Origin of the sequence: Undibacterium sp. 5I2, from assembly GCF_035019605.1 — a bacterium.
GTDB lineage: Bacteria > Pseudomonadota > Gammaproteobacteria > Burkholderiales > Burkholderiaceae_D > Undibacterium.
The window spans coordinates 1-18,617 of record NZ_JASJVS010000070.1 but is presented as its reverse complement, the minus strand read 5'-3'; the positions used below and the strand labels follow the sequence as shown (position 1 = coordinate 18,617).

Below are 18,617 nucleotides of genomic sequence, written 5' to 3'. Positions count from 1 at the left end.
GCAGGAATGACGAGGTATGCGGTGTTTCAGGTGTAAAAAACGTCCATCAGGCTTTTGCGACAGCCTCTTTTGGCCGGGGTTTCAAACCCTAGTCAGATTTTTGATCAACATCGAGTTGCACTTCGTAGTTGAATCCGCCATACATTAACTTATCGGCTCAGGCCGGCGGATCACGCAGGGCTTCGACCAAGGCGCGATCAACCAAAGACTCTAAAGAGATGCGCACGGCGTCACCATTGCGTAATTTGGCCACTAATTCATCGCTGGAAATTGAAAATGAATCGTGGCCTTGGCGATTGCTGAAAATATACCGACTGCGCTTCGGACTCACCCAAGCCAGCTTGTAACGCGTGCGCACACCGGCAGCACGGCTGAAATCGAGCCACACCCCGCGCTCCATCGCTTCGACCATCTGCAGACATTCATCGGGTAAATCGTCTTGCGTCTGTTCGCTGACGTGCCGATTGAGACGCTTTTCGCTGGCACGCTGGGCGATATTGACGGCGATTTCAAGTTGGCGGCGCGGTGAAAATTCCAAAGGTGCGCGGGCAATGGCGGCATGGCGCTCAGCCAGTTTGGAGAAAAACAGCACGCGTTCCGGGTCATCCCATTTGATCGCATTGAGCCAGGCATTGAGCAGGGTCAGCATGGCCGGCAGTTTGCTGACGAGCTCCTTGCGCTCTTCCGAACTGTTTTTCGGCTTCAAACTCCAAATCAAATCATCCATCGTGCGCAAGGCATTTTCCAGCGCATTCGGTTTCTCTTGCTTCACATTGTGGGCAATCGTGAGAATACCGGTCCATTGTTCTTGCAGGAATTTTTCCAAAAAACCGGCCACTTCGCCGGTATCAACGCGCATGGTGACATCATTTTCGGCAAACTCGCGCGCCAGCCGCATTTTTTCCTGCTTGAGCGCGAGCGCAACCGGTTCTGAAATCGCCTGCTCAGACTCTTGGTCTTCGTTCTGCAGGAAGGCTTCGAGATCGGCCACGGCATCGGAAAACAACTCGATTTGTTGATCGAAATCTTGCTGCACGCGTTCGACGATGCCTTCGATGATTTGAAACAGCGGATCTTCGGCGCTGGCTTCACTGCCGAGTAAGACGCTGGACTTAGCCAAGGTATCGATGAGAACCCGGGCCGGATGACTGTCTTTGAAGAAGAAGTCTTTATCGAGCAAGGCCACTTTCAAGGTCGGGATTTGTAATTGTCCGATCAGGCTTTTGATTTCATCGGGAATGCTGTCATCGTTAAAGACATAGTCGAAAATACGCGCCAGTAACTCTACCGTGTTCTGATCGATCGCCGTCAATTCGCCGACCTCGGCATGCTGCGACAGATTACGCAAATGGTGACCGCCCAAGGGTGCGGCGGCCAGCGTTTCAGTTTTTTGCAAACCACTGAGGTAATCAAAAAAACGCCTGTCTATGGTGACCGTATCGGCGTGTGCCGGTACCGGCGCATCCGACCAATTCTGCCACTGCTTGGCCTGGCTGGCGGTATTTTTGAGCAAACGCGGACTGGCTTGAGCACCACTGGGTGCCGCAAAAATATTGCGTAATTTATTTTCCAAATACGGGTCACGCGCATCGAGATCATCGCGCCGTGAGCGCATAGGGCGCTTTTGGTTCTTGCGTTTGGCGACATCGATATCGACCAGTATGCCGCGCTCTACCAGCGCTTCATTGAGCCCTTGATAGACGCTGTTGAGTTGCAAAAAAATTTCCGTTTGCATTAAGCGCAGTATCCAATGCGAGTTATCTTTACTCGCTTCAAACTCTTGCCACGCCTGCATGACGGCATGGATAAATAATTCCGGCCGAAACGGATTTTGCGAAATACTGATGGGGGTGCGGCGCAGTACATGGCCGATGCGAATATTAAGTGCGACCAATTGCTCGGCACATTGGATTTCCAAGGCTTTGCTCAGGTTCGAGGTCAGCACCCGGGTTTCCATTTCCTCGAAGGTCACCAAAGAAATATCCTGCGCCAACTGATTTTCATTGGCTTTGCGACGGGTATTGACGACGCTCACTTCCTTACTCAGCACGGTGGTGATTTGTAAGCTCAGCAAACGATAAAAACTGCTGGAGTTACGTTTCAGTAATTGATATGCGTGAAAACTTTGGGCCGCTTCTTCCGGCCGTACCGTTTGGTCTGACACCAGAAACAAGGCGTGCGTGAGTCGCGAGGCAAAAGCCTCGAGCTGTGACGAGACTAAATTCGCTGCGATTGGCACTAAGCCTTGTAGCAGCAAGAGGCGACTGGAACTGGAAAATTCGCTTTTCTTTTCCGATTCAGTGATTAAAGGGATCGTATCCATGACTCGATAATAAAATAGTTAAATTACAATTTTCCGGCACCACGCATCGCATGCAATTTACTATCGGCTTAATTCGTATAATACGCTTCGCTTCCCAAGGTGATCGCCACGATCAGCATGACAGCAAAAAACAGCACGATGAGCAAGCGTCCGAATTTCGGACTGCCAGACTTATCGGCCGCTTTGGGATCTTCATTCTGAGCCATTTTCTCTTGCCTTATGGAATTAATACCGTGGAACCTGTTGTTTTTCGTGCTTCCAGATCAACATGTGCCTGCGCCACATCGCGCAAGGCATAGCGCTGGTTAACGGCAATCTTGATTTTGCCACTCTCCACCATCGCAAACAAGCGTGCCGCCATCTGCTCGAGATCGGCGCGTTTGGCCGTGTAACTCATTAAACTGGGCCGGGTAATAAACAAGGACCCGCGGCTGCCGAGTTCATTAAGACTGAATGGTGGTACGGGGCCGGAGGCATTGCCGAAACTGACCATCATCCCGCGCGGTGCCAGACAATCGAGCGAACCGATGAAGGTATCTTTGCCGATAGAATCATAAACGACCGCAACCCCTTTACCTTCGGTAATTTCGGCTACTCGCTGAACAAAATTTTCCGTATTATAGTTAATAACATGGGCGCAGCCGTTTTCTTTCGCCAATTTCGCTTTTTCTTCCGAGCCTACCGTGCCTATCATGGTCACGCCTAAGGCGCGTGCCCATTGACAAGCGATCAAGCCGACGCCACCGGCAGCGGCGTGAAACAGGATGGTTACGCCACCTTGCAAAGGAAAGGTGCGATGGAACAGGTACTCCACGGTCAAGCCCTGCAACATCATGGCCGCGCCGGTCTCGAACGAGATCGCGGCTGGCAAACGTACCACTTGGTCAGCCGGCATCACCCTTGCCTCGGCATAGGCACCGACAGGCCGGCCGGCATAGGCAACGCGATCGCCGACGGCTAACACCGTCACGCCGGCACCGACCGCTTCGACCACACCTGCCGCTTCCATGCCTAATCCGGCTGGCAATGGCTGCGGATACAAACCGGTGCGAAAATACACATCGATGTAATTCAGCCCTACCGCATGGTGACGAACCAGAATTTCTCCCGGCCCCGGCGCAGCCAACTCGACGTCAAGGTACTGCATGACTTCAGGACCGCCGACACATTCCATTCTGACTGCTTTGACCATGCTGGCCTCCGGTAAGGGTGTACTGCCTGATGGCAGCGCTGGAAACGGCTTCACGCCGACTTTTTCTTGGATAATAAATACATGCCTGCCATCACCAGCGAAGTCCCGGCCAGTTGCCAAGCCGTAATTGGCTCGGCCAAAAACACGGCCCCTAAAAACAAGGTGGACACCGGCCCTATCATACCGGCTTGGGAAGCGGTAGCTGCCCCGATACGTTGGACCGCGATCATGGTCATGAACACCGGCAGGACAGTACAGAATATAGCATTGACCACTGACAAGTAGTAAACCGGCACCGGTTGGATCAGCAGCGCGGCTGGGCGCAGTAAAAAAAACTGTCCTATGCAAGCGGCACTGGAAACGCACATGGCATAGGCCACCAGGCGCAGCGAACCGAGCTTGTTGACCAACTGCCCAGACTGTAGCAAATAGGCGGCATAAGAAATCGCCGCGCCCAACACCAGCGCCGAGCCGAGCAAGACATCCTGGCCGCCGAATCTCAAATCATGTAGAAATACTAAAATAATACCGAGATAACTGAGCAACAAGGCACCCCACTCCAGCGCCGTCACTTTACGGCGAAACAACAGCACCGACATCAACATCACAAATGAGGGGGTCAGAAACAGAATCAGTCGCTCCAGCCCGGCACTGATATATTGCAAGCCAAGAAAATCCAAGAACGAAGACAAATAGTAGCCGATCAACCCCAAAACCAGCAGACGCCAGCGCTCGCCGGCACTCAGCGGCGCGGCGGCACGCATCTGCCACACCGCCACAGCGGCAAATACCGGCAGAGAAAAGGCCATGCGAAAACCGATCAGCGTCACGGCATCGACGTGGTAGCGGTAAATCAGCTTGGCGACGATAGCCTTGGTAGAAAACAACACCGCCCCAAGCACGGCAATAAGTAAGCCGCCCAAGTAATGACGGCGTTCGGACGAGGAAGAAGTAAGAGTAAGCATGGCCTTATTGTAATGCCTTCCAACGATAGTCGTGGGCGCACAGCTAAGCGATGCCGGCTTTGACAACGAATTGAAAGAAGTACAGCATGCCCTTATGGTAAAATGCCGCTCTTCATCTTCAATATCAAACCAAGCCAGTCTGCTCCAGCGGGCCGGCTGTGGCCGATTCAGGAAAGAGCGATTATGGCAGGACACAGTAAGTGGGCGAACATCAAGCATAAAAAAGCCGCCACCGATGCAAAGCGCGGCAAGGTCTGGACCCGTCTGATTAAAGAAATCACGGTTGCGGCCCGTATGGGCGGCGACGATGTGGCAACCAACCCACGGCTGCGGCTGTCGGTAGAAAAGGCGGCCGATGCGAATATGCCCAAAGAAAACGTCGCGCGCGCGATACAACGCGGTGCCGGCACCCTTGAAGGTGCCAATTATGAAGAGGTGCGCTACGAAGGCTACGGCATCGGCGGCGCCGCACTGATCGTCGACTGCATGACCGATAACCGCGTGCGCACGGTGGCCGAAGTACGCCATGCCTTCAATAAATTCGGCGGCAATATGGGCAACGAAGGCTCGGTCGCTTTCATGTTCAAACATTGCGGACAAATGTTGTTCGCCCCCGGCACCGATGAAGATGCCTTGCTCGAAGCAGCACTCGAAGCCGGTGCCGATGATGTGATCAGCGATGAAGAAGGTGGCGTGGAAGTGCTGTGCGCGCCGTTCGATCTCTCCGACATCCGTGCCACGCTCGAAGCAGCCGGCTTCAAACCCGAGCTGGCCGAAGTGACCATGAAACCCGCTGTCGAGACCGTATTTACCGGCGAAGATGCCATCAAAATGCAAAAACTGCTGGATGCCCTGGAAAATCTCGATGATGTACAAGAAGTCTATACCAACGCTATCGTAGAAGAATAATATGAAAATTCTGGTGGTCGGCTCTGGTGGCCGTGAACATGCTCTGGCATGGAAGCTCGCACAATCTGAACGTGTGCAAACAATTTTTGTCGCCCCCGGTAACGGTGGCACGGCGGCTGATGTTCGGCTCAAAAACATCGCCATCACCGATCCGGTCGCGCTGGCTGATTTCGTCGAGCAAGAACATATCGGTCTGACCGTGGTTGGTCCGGAAGTACCGCTTGCCGCTGGCATCGTCAATATTTTCCGCGACCGCGGCTTGAAAATTTTCGGCCCGAGCAAAGAAGCGGCGCAATTGGAAAGTTCGAAAGATTTTGCCAAAGCTTTCATGCAGCGTCATGCGATTCCGACCGCCGAATACCAAACTTTTTCCGATCCAGCACCGGCGCATGCCTACATCGATGCCAAGGGCGCACCGATTGTCATCAAAGCCGACGGCTTGGCCGCCGGTAAAGGCGTGGTCGTGGCGATGGATTTGGCCGAAGCCCATGCCGCAGTCGATATGATGTTGTCTGATAATAAACTCGGTAATGCCGGTGCCCGCGTCGTCATCGAAGAGTTTTTGCTTGGCGAAGAAGCCAGTTTCATCGTCATGGTCGATGGTAAAAACATTTTGCCACTGGCTACCAGCCAAGATCACAAGCGTTTGCTCGATCATGATGCCGGCCCTAACACTGGCGGCATGGGTGCGTATTCCCCGGCACCGATCATCACGCCGCAATTGCATGCACGAGTCATGCGCGAAATCATCGACCCGACCGTACAGGGCATGGCGCGCGACGGCATCGTGTTTACCGGTTTCTTATATGCCGGTCTGATGATCGATGAGCAGGGCAACCCGAAAACCCTGGAATTCAATTGCCGCATGGGCGATCCGGAAACCCAGCCTATCATGGCGCGACTGAAAACCGATTTACTCAGCGTGATGGAACATGCGGTTAATGGGACGCTCGACAGCGTCGAACTCGAATGGGATCGCCGCACCGCCATGGGCATAGTGATGGCAGCGGCCGGTTATCCGGACGCCCCGCGTCAAGGCGATAAAATCACCGGCATTCCAGCCGAAACCGCCGACACCGTCACCTTCCATGCCGGCACCAGCTTGCATGAAAAAACCCTGACTTCGCACGGCGGTCGGGTATTATGCGTGGTTGGTCTCGGTGATACGGTAAAATTGGCACAGAAACACGCGTATGATGTGGTGGAAAAAATCCATTTCGATGGTGCCCAGTACCGGCATGATATCGGCTGGCGCGCGATTAATCGCAAGCACTGAGCGCAAGCACTGAGCGCAAGCACTGAGCGAAAACACTAAGCGCAGTTTTACCTGCCCGCGCGTAGCGGCCCATGCTGGGTTGGACACTGTCCAACCCGTCTTGCTTTTTAAATAAGGCAAACCAAGGACAGAGATGAACGAGATGCCCGACAGCGGCGCCGTCAAAACCTATTTACTGGCACTGCAAGCACGTATCGTTGCAGCGCTCGAGGCCATCGATGGCAATCCCTTTCTGAGTGACAGTTGGGAACGCAGCGAAGGTGGCGGCGGTATTTCGCGCGTGATTGAAGAGGGCCGTGTGTTTGAACGCGGTGGCGTGAATTTTTCCCATGTGATGGGAAAAAATCTGCCGCCTTCGGCCGCCGCAAACCGCCCCGAATTGGCCGGCCGTCAGTGGGAAGCCATGGGCGTTTCGCTGGTACTGCATCCGCGTAATCCGTATGTACCGACGGTACACATGAATGTGCGTTTTTTCATCACCACAACAGCCGGACAAGCAGCGGTCTGGTGGTTCGGCGGCGGGATGGACCTGACGCCGTATTATGGTTTTGAAGACGATGCGCGACATTTTCATCAAAGCTGCAAAGATGCATTGCACAGCTTCGGTGCCGAGTTACATCCGCGCTTCAAGCAAACCTGCGATCAGTATTTTTATTTACCGCACAGAAAAGAAGCACGCGGCGTCGGCGGAATTTTCTTCGATGATTTCAATGAATGTGATTTTACCCACAGTTTTGCCATGACACGCGCGGTCGGCGATGCCTTCATCGCTGCCTACTGCCCTATCGTGGAAAGCCGTGATGCGCTCGCTTATGGCGAGCAACAACGTGATTTTCAAGCATATCGGCGCGGCCGCTATGTCGAATTCAACTTGGTTTTCGATCGTGGCACCCATTTCGGTCTGCAATCGGGTGGTCGTACCGAATCGATACTGATGTCCATGCCACCAGTGGTGAAATGGCGCTATGACTGGAGCGCCCCGGCCGGCAGTGCGGAAGCGCGTCTGCAAAGCGATTTTCTGGTGTGTCGGGAATGGGTGTAAGGACTGAGCAGCCGCCCTGCATTTTGCTGCTGGGCGGCAGTTTTGACCCAGTTCATCTGGGCCATGTCGCCTTGGCGAAAAGCCTGTGTGACTTGTTACATCCCGATCAGTTACGCCTGATCCCAGCCGGCCAGCCGTGGCAAAAGTCGGCCTTAACGGCGACCGCAGCACAACGCGTGGCCATGTTGGAACTGGCATTTGCCGACTGGCGCGGCGGTGAAGTGTATATCGACCAGCAAGAAATTCGGCGCGCCGAGCGTCTTGAAGTCAGCTATACCATCGACACTTTACAAGAATTACGCCAGCAATTCGGTCCGGCTGCCTCACTCAATCTGGCCATGGGTGCCGACCAGTTATTGAATTTATCAACTTGGTGGCGCTGGCGCGAGTTGTTCACGCTGGCTAACTTATGCGTGGCAGCGCGACCCGGATACAGCTTGCAGGCGCTGCCGCCGGAAATCGCCGAAGAATGGCAAAAAAGAACAATCAGTGCCCAAGCAATGCGCACCCGGGCTGCAGGTGGCGTTTGTCTGGAACCGAATTTGGCAATGAACGTGTCCGCCAGCCAACTGCGGACAGAATTAACACAGCATAACCCGACAATCAGATTGCTAGTGCCTCACAAGGTGCTAGACTACCTACAACTACATTCAATTTATTAAAAATAATGGATATCAAAAAATTACAAACGCTGGTCGTTGAGGCTCTCGAAGACGTCAAAGCACAAGAAATTCAATTGTTCGACACAGTTCACCTCACGAGTCTGTTTGACCGTGTCTTGGTCGCGTCCGGCACATCAAACCGTCAAACCAAGGCGCTGGCCGCTTCGGTGCGTGACAAAGTCAAAGAAAACGGCGGCACGGTCATCAGTGTCGAAGGCGAAACCACCGGCGAATGGGTCTTGGTCGATTTGGGCGACATGGTCGTGCATATCATGCAACCGGCGATTCGTGCTTACTACCGACTCGAAGAGCTGTGGGGCGACAAGCCGATCAAGCTCGGCGTCGACAAACGTATTTCCAAGCGTACCGCTTCGGAACCGGAAGCCGAAGACAAACCAAGCCGTGCCACGCGTCGCGTCGGCGGTGGCAAATCAGCCCCGCTCGAAGTGACACATGACATGATGGCGATACAAACCACCGTCGACGACGAGAAAAAACCAGCACGCAAACCGCGTAAAACAACGGTCACGGCAGTCGCTGCCGCGACCGCTGCCAAAGTCGCTGCCAAACCGCGCAAAACTGCTGCCGCTGCCGCTGGCACGGCAGTGAAAAAAGTCGCTGCCAAGATTCCAACCGGTGCGCGCGTCAAAGTAGCCGGCACCAAAACGGCTGCCGCTTCGGCCAAGCAAGCCGCGGCCAAACGTCCGGCACGCAAATCGGCGGCATAAACCGCCGCAGCGTAAAGCTATTTTGAAGCCATGGCTGCGTTCGCGCAGCCATTTTTTTACCTGAGGAAGCACGGATGTTTGCGCGCCTCATGCTTGTTTTGTTTTTACCAGACCCTCAGTATGCAACTCCTTATCGCCGCCATCGGGCATAAAATGCCGGAGTGGATAGAAACCGGTTTCCACGAATACGTCAAACGCATGCCGCCGGAATGTCGCATCCATCTCAAAGAAATCAAGCCTATCGAGCGCTCCGGTAGTAAGACAGCGGAAACCGTGATGGCACTCGAACGCGTCAAGATCGAAGCGGTGATTCCTAAAAATGCCCGCATCATCGCCCTCGATGAGCACGGCAAAGACTGGACCAGCGTCGCTTTGTCGCAGCATCTGACACAGTGGCAGCAAGAAGGACGCGACATCGTCTTCGTGATCGGCGGTGCCGATGGTCTCGATGCCGGTTTCAAAGCCAAAGCCGATGGCTTGATCCGGGTATCGAGCCTGACCTTACCGCACGGCATGGTACGCGTGTTACTGGCAGAACAACTGTACCGCGCTTGGTCGATCACGCAAAACCATCCGTATCACCGCAGTTGAGGCAATTGAGCACCATGCCCATCCCCACCCCGCCCCTGCTTTATCTGGCATCGAAAAGCCCGCGTCGCCGCGCCCTGCTCGAACAAATCGGCGTGTCCCACCAAGTATTACTGCTGCGCGAAGCCGCCCCGCGTGGCCCCGATGTCAGCGAACTGCTGTTGCCAAACGAATTGGCGCATGACTACGTGGCCCGCGTCACGCAAGAAAAAGCCGCCATGGCTTGGCAAGTGATGCAATGGCGGAACTTAGCGCACCTACCGGTTCTGGCTGCCGACACCAGTGTATTGCTAGGCCAGCAAGTGCTGGGCAAGCCGGCCAACCGGGCTGACGCCATCGCCATGCTCAGCCAACTATCGGGCACCACGCATCAGGTACTGACTTGCATCGCCCTGCGCACAGCCGACGGCATGCACACGGCCAGCCAATGTTCCGAAGTCAGCTTTGCCGAGTTGAGCGCCGCGACTATCGCCGCCTACTGCGACAGCGCTGAACCGTACGACAAGGCCGGCGGCTATGGCATACAAGGTGGTGCGGCGCGCTTTATTTCCCACATCAACGGCAGTTATTCTGGCATCATGGGATTACCCTTATTTGAGACTTGCCAGTTATTGCGCGCGTCTCACATTCTTACCTCTTAATACGAAATTCTTTCATTCCATGAGCGAAAACCTCCTCATCAATATCACGCCACAAGAAACCCGGGTGGCCCTGATTTTTCAGGGAGCGGTACAGGAATTACATATAGAAAGAACCTTGTCACGCGGCTTGGTCGGCAATATTTACCTCGGTAAGGTAGCGCGCGTCTTGCCAGGCATGCAATCAGCCTTCATCGACATCGGCTTGGAACGGGCGGCATTTTTACATGTGGCCGATATTTGGGATGCGCGTTCGCAAGATCATCACGGCAGCGGCAGTGCCACGCTCAAACCGATAGAAAAATTACTGTTCGATGGTCAGTCGGTGACGGTACAAGTAATCAAAGACCCGATCGGCACCAAAGGCGCGCGTTTGTCGACGCAAATTTCCATCGCCGGACGCATGCTGGTCTATCTGCCGCAAGATTCGCATATCGGTATTTCGCAAAAAATTGCCAATGAAGAAGAACGCGAAGCCTTGCGCAATAAAGTGCAAAGCCTGCAGCAGCCCGAAGACAAAGGTGGCTTCATCGTGCGCACCATGGCGGAAGATGCTTCTGATGAAGATTTGAAAGCCGATGTCGATTACCTGCGCCGCACCTGGTCGACCATCACCAGCCTGGCCAAAACTTTGCCACCGACTTCCTTGCTGTACCAAGATTTGAATTTGGCACAGCGTGTCTTGCGCGATTTTGTCAATGAAGATACCGCCGGCATCCAGGTCGATTCGCGTGAAAATTTCCTCATGCTGCAAGAGTTTGCGCATCGCTACATGCCCTCGGTAATTCCCAAGCTCGGCCATTACACCGGCGAGCGGCCCTTATTTGACTTGTATGGAGTGGAAGAAGAAATCGAACGTGCGCTCGGCCGTCGCGTCGATTTAAAATCGGGCGGCTATCTGATCATCGATCAGACCGAAGCGATGACGACCATCGATGTCAATACCGGCAGCTTCGTTGCCGGGCGTAATTTTGACGACACCATTTTCAAAACCAATTTGGAAGCAGCGCATGCGATTGCGCGCCAATTACGCTTGCGTAATCTCGGTGGCATCATCATTCTCGATATCATCGATATGGAAAATGAAGAACACAAAAGCGCCGTCTTATCTGAGCTCAACAAGGCCTTATCACGCGACCGCACAAAACTCTCGGTGTCCGGTTTTTCTGCTCTCGGCTTAGTCGAAGTCACGCGCAAGCGCACCCGCGAATCGCTCGCGCATGTATTGTGTGAAACCTGCCCGGCTTGTACCGGTAAAGGCCAGGTCAAAACCGCCCGCACCATTTGCTATGAAATTCTGCGTGAACTGCTGCGCGAAGCAAAACAATTCAACCCGCGTGAATTCCGCATCATGGCGTCACAAGTCGTGGTCGACATGTTTCTCGAAGAAGAATCGCAGCACTTAACCATGCTCGGCGACTTCATCGGCAAACCGATTTCCTTACAGGTGGAGAGTATGTTTCATCAGGAGCAGTACGACATTATTTTGATGTGACTACTTTAGACCAAGCGCTGTTCGGCATGCTCAAACTCTTTTATCAACTTTGCGCGAAAAATTTCGGGGTTCAGAGGCTGGCGCACAAAATGGCGCGAATTTATTTGCGCGCCATTTTATTTGGCGCGATAATGGCTGAGTCAGTCCTGAGCAGAGAAGACCATGCCAACATCACTCTTACATGAAGAATTAGACCAACTCCTTGCACGGATTTCCTTACACCCTGAAGGTGTTGGTATCGACGCACTCTTCCTGTCCACCGGTGGCCATACCGCAAGACGCACCTTACAACGCAGGCTGGCCTTACTCCTTGAGCAAGGCCGGATAGTTAGCAGCGGAGCAAGCCGTGCCGTGCGCTACCTGCCCGCCCCATGCCTGGTCGAAGGAACTGTCCACGCGTACACCACTGCGTTGGAACAGATAGCGCCCGAAGTGTATGTACCGACCTCAGCAGCCGGCGCAGAGATTAAGGCCGCGGTGCGGCAAGCGCGCCAATTACGCACACCCGTTGGGTACAAGCTGGAATTTCTGGAGCAATACCATCCCAATCATAGCGCATACCTGCCGCACAGCCTGCGCGATCAACTGCATGCGCTGGGGCGCTCACCGGCACAGCAGACGCCTGCCGGTACGTTTGCTCGCGACATTCTGAATCTGCTATTGATAGACTTATCTTGGGCATCGTCACAATTGGAGGGGAATACCTACAGCCGTCTTGATACCGAGCGCTTGATCGAATTCGGTCAGGCCGCCGAAGGGAAGGATGCGCTGGAAACCCAGATGATTTTGAATCACAAGGATGCCATCGAATATCTGGTGCGCGACCCGGAACAAGCCACGCTGAGCACCGACACCATCATCGCTTTGCACGCATTCCTGTCGGATGGTTTGATGGCCGATCCATTTGCTTGCGGCCGCATCCGTCGCCGTGCGGTGGAGATCGGCGGCAGCGTGTACTTACCGGTGGCCCTGCCACAGCGGCTGGAAGAATTATTAGGCATCGTCATCGAGATGGCGGCAGAAATTCACGACCCATTCGAGCAAGCCTTCTTCCTGATGGTGCATCTGCCCTATCTGCAGCCATTTGAAGACGTGAACAAACGCGTCTCGCGCTTAGCGGCCAATATTCCTTTCATCCGCCATAACCTGTGCCCACTATCCTTTATTGATGTACCGCAGCAGGCCTATGTGGACGCCATGCTGGGCGTGTATGAATTGAACCGCATAGAACTTTTGCGCGATGTATTCGTCTGGGCCTATGCACGCTCGTGTCAGCAGTATGTCGCCGTCAAACAAAATCTTGTGCCACCAGACCTGTTTCGCCTCCGTTATCGGCAAGCATTGAGCACCGTCGTTGCGGCCATTGTGCGCAATAACGAAGCCGCCAGCGCTGCCAGCGTGCGTGCCACAACACCGGCGACGGTCAGCGCGGCAGACAGAGATCATTTCATCGAATTGGCGCTGGCAGAATTCACGACCCTGCATGCCGGGAACGCCGTTCGTTTTGGTATCCGACCACTGGAATTTTCTACGTGGCAGGAACGACATGGCACACGCGGCTAAATAATGCTACACCAGCGACTACGAAGCAGGACATGGCGCTTCCGTGTGCGCGGCATCGTGCTGCGCGATCTGTTCAAACGACGACGGCAACGGTAACAGCTGCTCTAAAGTGAGCGCGATTCTGAGCAAGCGCAGATCGTCATCGGCAGCTTCGTCACAGGTGTCGTTGATACAAAAAAATGGCAGCTGGCCGAATTTCAACAGCAAGGCATCGAACTGTTGCGCGGCCCCCTGATCGCCAGTATGAATGTGCAAGGGATCGAGAATTCTTTGTTTCGCTAAGCCAGTGTGGACCATCCAGCGCGGCACCAAATCAGGCACCAGCGGCGGCACGCGCCACGAACGAAACACGGTAGAGCGCACTTGTTCAAATAATTCGGCAGCGATCTCTTCGAGCTCAAACATCACACTTTTGAGCATCGGCCGCGGCGCATGCGAATACAGGCGCGGATCATGCTGATAGCTTGGATAGCGTTGCGAGAGCCAATGTTTCGACAAGATCGAGGCATTCACCAGCGCCGTCTCGGCAACTTGCAACTCATCATAATCGGTGATGGGATGGACTTCTCCAAACACTCTGAGAGCACCGCCAAACCACCATGCCGTATCGACCCTGCTACCGAAAAACACATCATCGTTAAGGTAAATAAAGCGCTCCGACAAACCGGGAATATGATGCAGGTACGATTCAATATGACCGGAATCAAATACTGGGCCAGTGCTGGCCGGCAGCAAATCGCGATGATCGATCACGGTCAGGCGCGCCGATGGCTGCAGCCACGCCGGCACCTGGCCATCACTGACGAGGTAGACATGACCATGCGCGGGGAAAAATTTCTCTAAAGCGCGTAAGTTGTACAAAAGCTCACCATTGTCGCGGTAGCGACCGGCGTTATTGCCATAGATGGCTAATTCATCGGGGTGTGCACTTACCCAATCGGTATAGGCTTGCTGGCGTTTGTTTTGCCAGAGCGGATCGGCACCGTCTACCCACAGATACACAATATCGACTGGCTCAGTATGTTTTTTTTCGGCGCTCATTGTCGTCCTCGACTTTCTTTTTTCCGCTATTGTAGACCAAGCGCCGGCCGGCTGCCGACAGCGCCGAACCCGGCGCTCGCCAAGAATTAGCAGCTCGGCAAAAATATTACTCCGCAGTGCGATTTTGATTTTGCACATTTCGACCAAACTTGGCTTTGGCTTGGAGTTATTTTTAATTTTCATAGTATCTTAGCAGAGATGATTTTTACACTCTATGAGGACTCTTTCATGCCGCCCCTATCTGTCTCAACCACCGCTCTGCCAAGCTCCGCCAAACCAACGCCCGACTCTGCCATAACGCCGCCAATCAACGCGGGCATGCAAATCTGCGGCGTGCGCAATACATCAAGGCAACTCAGTACGTGCTCAGAGACCGAGCCAGCGACGAGCCGTGGGAACGACAACATTTCCAAGCGCTTTTGGCCACGCTTTGGCAGTACGACAAAAAAAATGGAAGTCCTGAAACAACACGCGCTGACCATGATGGATACGGCCTTGGCCATACTAGACAGCGATGCTGGCAGTATTGCCGCTGAAACGCTGAAAGTGTATTTCAATAACGATACCGAACGGATGAAAACCGAATTCAAACAAAAATTGAAAGCGACCAGAGACTTTGCCAAGTTCAGCGAGCTCAAGACGCATGCGGTGAGCGTGAAAGGAGACGACGTGACTGATGCCAATTTTGCGTATACCAAAAAGAAAGCGATCACACCGGCGTTTCGCCGCTACATCGCCGCGCGCGCCGACTTGGAAAAACAACCATACAGCTTGGCTTTTTTAAAAACACAAGAAAAACACGCCGCCGCCGCAATGAAGGCCGACCCGCGTTTGGATATCGTCTTCCTCGGCTACAGAAAAGCAGCCTTCGATGAGACGCGGTTTTCGAAAGATTTTTTAGCCGGCGTATGGATACATGAATTTTCCCACGCCGCCATCGATACGGAAGATTACGCCTACGGCAACTTCATCGATACCCCGCGCGGTGAAGGCAACCCCGAACCCTTATTCCGCCTGCGCGATGGCACGATCGGTCAGAGCGATAGAGCAATCAGTGCGGCGGATGCCGCGATTTTACTGCACTACCAACACTATCAGCGCGAGCACATAGCAATCAATAATGCCGACAGTTTTGCCAATGCCGTAAGGGCTATGTACTCAGCCCAAGGCGATGAACATCAACAAGCGTTTTATGCGCGCACCGTCAAAGCTGAACTGCGCCGCATGGGAGTCTCTCAGGAAGCGACACCGGGCTGTTAAGCTACGTCGTTCTCGCATGCCTTTGGCTGATCATTACCCATAGATTTTTATAATCTGCACCATTCCCCCGTGCTCTCGCCTCGTCATTCCTGCATAGGCAGGAATCGAGTGGCACGTCAGTGCCTTCAGGGTGGGAGGGTCGATCAAGGGCACTTTTTTTCTGTGAAATGAACACGTCCTGCTGCGCCTGAGCAGCACAGATATCACAGATATAAAGGGCGCGTACGCGCCACTGGATTGCCGCCTGCGCGGCAATGACGAATTGGGCGAATGGGTGGGCGCGTAATCGACCTAAGGAAGCGCAGTTTTCAAACGCAGTGCTTGCTCGAGAACGGTATAAGCAGCCGTCACGCGCGCCGGAATCGGAAAGTTTTTATTCGCCAGCATGACGATGCCGATTTTTTGTTCCGGCACGAACAAGACATAGCTGCCAAACCCGCCGGTTGAACCGGTTTTATTGAACAAGCGCGGCCCCACCGGCGCTTGTTGCGGCTGGAATGCGTGCACCGGCTGCGCTTGCCCACTGATGGCCGGCGCATTCCCCTGCAACAACTGCGTCAGAGTTACCGGGTAACGATACTGCTCCCAACCCAGCCCCTGCACCATCACGGCCACATCCTCATACGCCACCTGCGTGGCGACTACCGCATACCGCAAGGGCCCGGACAATTGCTCAGGCTCGATGTTGAGCTGCACCATGCGCAACATATCTGACGCGCTGGCTTTGACGCCATAGGCTTCGGCATCAAACATGCCAGGCGTAACGCGCACGGCACGGTTATTCTTGTCGTAACCCCAAGCATAATCGGCCATGGCTTGGTCTGGTACCGTGATATAGCTATGCTTCAAACCCAACTCGGGAAATAAAATTCCTTGCGCCGCATCGGTAAAATTACTCTGCATCGCCAAGCCCGTGAGGTGACCTAAGAGACCGATACTGGCATTGGAATAAAGGCGCACGCTACCAGGCGTCACGCTGGGTTTCCAGTTTTGAAAATACGTTATCATCTGTTGCGAATCGGTAATGTTGTCTGGCACTTGCAAGGGCAAGCCGGCGGCCGAATACGTACCGAGTTGGCGCAAGCTGGCACGATCAATCGCCGAACCCTTCAGTTGCGGCAAATATTTGCTCGGATGATCGTCGAGTGACAAAAAACCCTGCTCTTCTGCATAGCTAGCCAAGGTGGCGGTAAAAATTTTACTGACCGAACCGAGTTCAAACAAGGTTTCTTGCGTGACCGCAGTTTTCTGTTCCTTTGAAGCCACGCCATAGTTGAAGAAATACGTCCGCCCATCAACCGTCAGCGCCACCGCCATGCCCGGCACCGCATACTCGCTCATCACTGCTTGCATCGTAGCATCTACCTTCTGGCGCAAGGCCGCAGTGGCGTCGGCCGAGGTGGAAGCCTTGGCGGCAGTGGCGGCGTGGCTGCCAGCAGGTGCCAGCGCAAAGGCAAAAAAGACCGTGGCAAAACAAGTGGAAACAAAATTTAAACGAAAGGGCATGGAAATTTTCTCGATGAAATACGAAGAGCAGTTGACCGACGCGACGCCAACATAGTTCCTTTGAGATTTATCTCATGAAAGCCGGATCCACATACGCTGCATTGACTTGTTTATTAAATTCCACCATCGCCGCACTCACGCATCACGACTCGGCCAGATCAAGCAGTGCTGCACTAAAGTCATGATGCCGACTAACAAAACGTTTGTGACAGCCACTGAGGGCCTAAGCTTTCCGCTCGAACAGGGTAAGAACAAACATGGTCGAAAACTGCAAGTTTCATTTCGGCAAATTGGTTATGCTCAGCGCATGCATCTGGCACCCAACAATTGAAAGGAAGGCCGACTCATGCGCGTTATGGAAAACCCGACAGCAAACTGTTCGCCAAACACTGCAGCCTATACGGATCCGCGCCTGGCCGCCAGAGAACTGCTCAAGACACTGGCACCGCTTGAGTTACGGAACAAGAACGCAGACTTTCTGAATCGTCTCATGGCAGCGATCCGCACCCATGCATTCATGCACAACCGAGCCTTGGCACCGATGCGCGCCGGAACCCTGAGCTGCGCCGCCTTGCTTGATCTGCATCGCGATTTCAAACATGCCGGTGTGGAAGTGTTCACCGATGTAATCTTAATGGCACAATTTCAAACCCGTGTACTGACACCACGTTTCGGTTTACCCGGAAAAATGGCGGCGCGTTTTTTACTCGCCTTGAACGTGTTCGACGAATTCGGTTTTATTCCCCCCACGCACGCAGCCAGCGGCTATCAAGGCCACCCCTTGCTATCGCATCCAACTTTATTTGATGCCGTGATTGCGCAACTCGATAGCGACACGACCGATACCGCGGCAAGCAGCACCGAGTTCAGCCCAAGCCCAGCGGCCACGGCCCTGCGCGCCAGCTTTGAAGCAACTTACGATGATTTGCTCGCCACGCTGGCAGCCATCTTGGTAGCCGAAGAAGTGGCGATGCATTACAGCCCGGCCATGCGGGCGGCAGTGCGCCCCTTGGGGCTTGATGTAGAGCGCGGCTATTACATGGTGCATGGGCGCAGCACCGACAGCGACAAAAGCGCCTGTGACGATTTTCATCAGCAAGATGCCTGGCATATTTTGGCGCTGGCTTTGGAAGCCGATGATTATCTGCGGTTTGAACAACTATGCATGGGGTTTTGTCAGGACTGGGAGGCGTTTTGGGCTGAGCATGCGCGGCGATGGGGGGCGTCATACGGGGTATAGTCAGCGCCACGCCATGCCTTTGGACGGGGGAAGCAGCTTGCATTGTTTTTCTACAGACCCTATAGTTTTGTCAGGAACATTCACATGAATAGGAAGACGAATTAGGCGACTGTGTAGTGGTCAAGTTATTTCGGACACATCAATAGGTTTTTTTGCTGCCATTTCTTTTTCGTAAATCATGGGCGGCAA

Annotated in this window: 17 protein-coding genes; 11 read left to right on the top strand and 6 right to left on the bottom strand. The window is 53.9% G+C overall.

Going from position 1 to position 18,617, the window contains the following annotated elements:
* Positions 1-157 precede the first annotated feature (157 nt).
* The 4 genes from QN359_RS17520 to QN359_RS17505 all read right to left on the bottom strand — a co-directional run bounded on the left by QN359_RS17520 (position 158) and on the right by QN359_RS17505 (position 4,480).
* Entirely contained in the window at positions 158-2,323 is a 2,166-nt protein-coding gene (locus QN359_RS17520) for a DUF1631 family protein (protein WP_322247421.1), read from the bottom strand.
* Between the two features lie 68 nt (positions 2,324-2,391).
* Positions 2,392-2,529, bottom strand: a complete 138-nt coding sequence (locus QN359_RS17515) for a hypothetical protein (RefSeq protein WP_322247420.1) — start codon at positions 2,527-2,529, stop codon at positions 2,392-2,394.
* 11 nt (positions 2,530-2,540) lie between these two features.
* The gene (locus QN359_RS17510) at positions 2,541-3,515 is read right to left on the bottom strand and encodes a quinone oxidoreductase (RefSeq protein WP_322247419.1); all 975 of its coding nucleotides are present in this window, start codon (positions 3,513-3,515) and stop codon (positions 2,541-2,543) included.
* A 50-nt stretch (positions 3,516-3,565) separates the two neighbouring features.
* The gene (locus QN359_RS17505; protein WP_322247418.1) at positions 3,566-4,480 is read right to left on the bottom strand and encodes a DMT family transporter; all 915 of its coding nucleotides are present in this window, start codon (positions 4,478-4,480) and stop codon (positions 3,566-3,568) included.
* A gap of 183 nt (positions 4,481-4,663) precedes the next feature.
* Here QN359_RS17505 and QN359_RS17500 point away from each other — a divergent pair, with 183 nt between their 5' ends.
* From QN359_RS17500 to QN359_RS17460, 9 genes are all read left to right on the top strand, one after another.
* Positions 4,664-5,389 carry a YebC/PmpR family DNA-binding transcriptional regulator gene (locus QN359_RS17500; RefSeq protein ID WP_322247417.1) on the top strand — a complete coding sequence of 242 codons (726 nt, stop codon included), beginning with the start codon at positions 4,664-4,666 and terminating at the stop codon, positions 5,387-5,389.
* A gap of 1 nt (position 5,390) precedes the next feature.
* Positions 5,391-6,665 (top strand): phosphoribosylamine--glycine ligase, encoded by a 1,275-nt coding sequence (gene purD / locus QN359_RS17495; protein WP_322247416.1) that lies wholly within the window; start codon positions 5,391-5,393, stop codon positions 6,663-6,665.
* A 133-nt stretch (positions 6,666-6,798) separates the two neighbouring features.
* Positions 6,799-7,707 (top strand): oxygen-dependent coproporphyrinogen oxidase, encoded by a 909-nt coding sequence (gene hemF / locus QN359_RS17490; RefSeq protein ID WP_322247415.1) that lies wholly within the window; start codon positions 6,799-6,801, stop codon positions 7,705-7,707.
* Positions 7,698-8,369, top strand: coding sequence for a nicotinate (nicotinamide) nucleotide adenylyltransferase (gene nadD, locus QN359_RS17485; protein ID WP_322247414.1), 672 nt, complete (start codon positions 7,698-7,700; stop codon positions 8,367-8,369). Before hemF ends, nadD begins: the two co-directional genes overlap by 10 nt.
* A gap of 5 nt (positions 8,370-8,374) precedes the next feature.
* Positions 8,375-9,097, top strand: a complete 723-nt coding sequence (rsfS, locus tag QN359_RS17480; RefSeq protein WP_322247413.1) for a ribosome silencing factor — start codon at positions 8,375-8,377, stop codon at positions 9,095-9,097.
* A 120-nt stretch (positions 9,098-9,217) separates the two neighbouring features.
* A complete protein-coding gene (gene rlmH / locus QN359_RS17475) occupies positions 9,218-9,688 on the top strand; it encodes a 23S rRNA (pseudouridine(1915)-N(3))-methyltransferase RlmH (protein ID WP_322247412.1) in 471 nt (156 codons plus the stop codon).
* Positions 9,689-9,702: 14 nt separating this feature from the next.
* Positions 9,703-10,326, top strand: coding sequence for a Maf family protein (locus tag QN359_RS17470; RefSeq protein ID WP_322247411.1), 624 nt, complete (start codon positions 9,703-9,705; stop codon positions 10,324-10,326).
* Positions 10,327-10,345: 19 nt separating this feature from the next.
* A complete protein-coding gene (gene rng / locus QN359_RS17465; protein WP_322247410.1) occupies positions 10,346-11,818 on the top strand; it encodes a ribonuclease G in 1,473 nt (490 codons plus the stop codon).
* 162 nt (positions 11,819-11,980) lie between these two features.
* Entirely contained in the window at positions 11,981-13,381 is a 1,401-nt protein-coding gene (locus QN359_RS17460; protein ID WP_322247408.1) for a Fic family protein, read from the top strand.
* Between the two features lie 18 nt (positions 13,382-13,399).
* Here QN359_RS17460 and QN359_RS17455 read toward each other — a convergent pair whose 3' ends face one another.
* The gene (locus QN359_RS17455) at positions 13,400-14,422 is read right to left on the bottom strand and encodes a Stealth CR1 domain-containing protein (protein WP_322247407.1); all 1,023 of its coding nucleotides are present in this window, start codon (positions 14,420-14,422) and stop codon (positions 13,400-13,402) included.
* A gap of 450 nt (positions 14,423-14,872) precedes the next feature.
* Between QN359_RS17455 and QN359_RS17450 the strand changes: the two genes are divergently transcribed.
* Positions 14,873-15,682, top strand: a complete 810-nt coding sequence (locus QN359_RS17450) for a hypothetical protein (protein WP_322247406.1) — start codon at positions 14,873-14,875, stop codon at positions 15,680-15,682.
* A 291-nt stretch (positions 15,683-15,973) separates the two neighbouring features.
* On the opposite strand, the gene ampC is transcribed toward QN359_RS17450, so the two are convergent.
* Positions 15,974-17,188 (bottom strand): class C beta-lactamase, encoded by a 1,215-nt coding sequence (gene ampC, locus QN359_RS17445; RefSeq protein ID WP_322247405.1) that lies wholly within the window; start codon positions 17,186-17,188, stop codon positions 15,974-15,976.
* 346 nt (positions 17,189-17,534) lie between these two features.
* Between ampC and QN359_RS17440 the strand changes: the two genes are divergently transcribed.
* Positions 17,535-18,428, top strand: coding sequence for an iron-containing redox enzyme family protein (locus QN359_RS17440; RefSeq protein ID WP_322247404.1), 894 nt, complete (start codon positions 17,535-17,537; stop codon positions 18,426-18,428).
* Positions 18,429-18,617 lie beyond the last annotated feature (189 nt).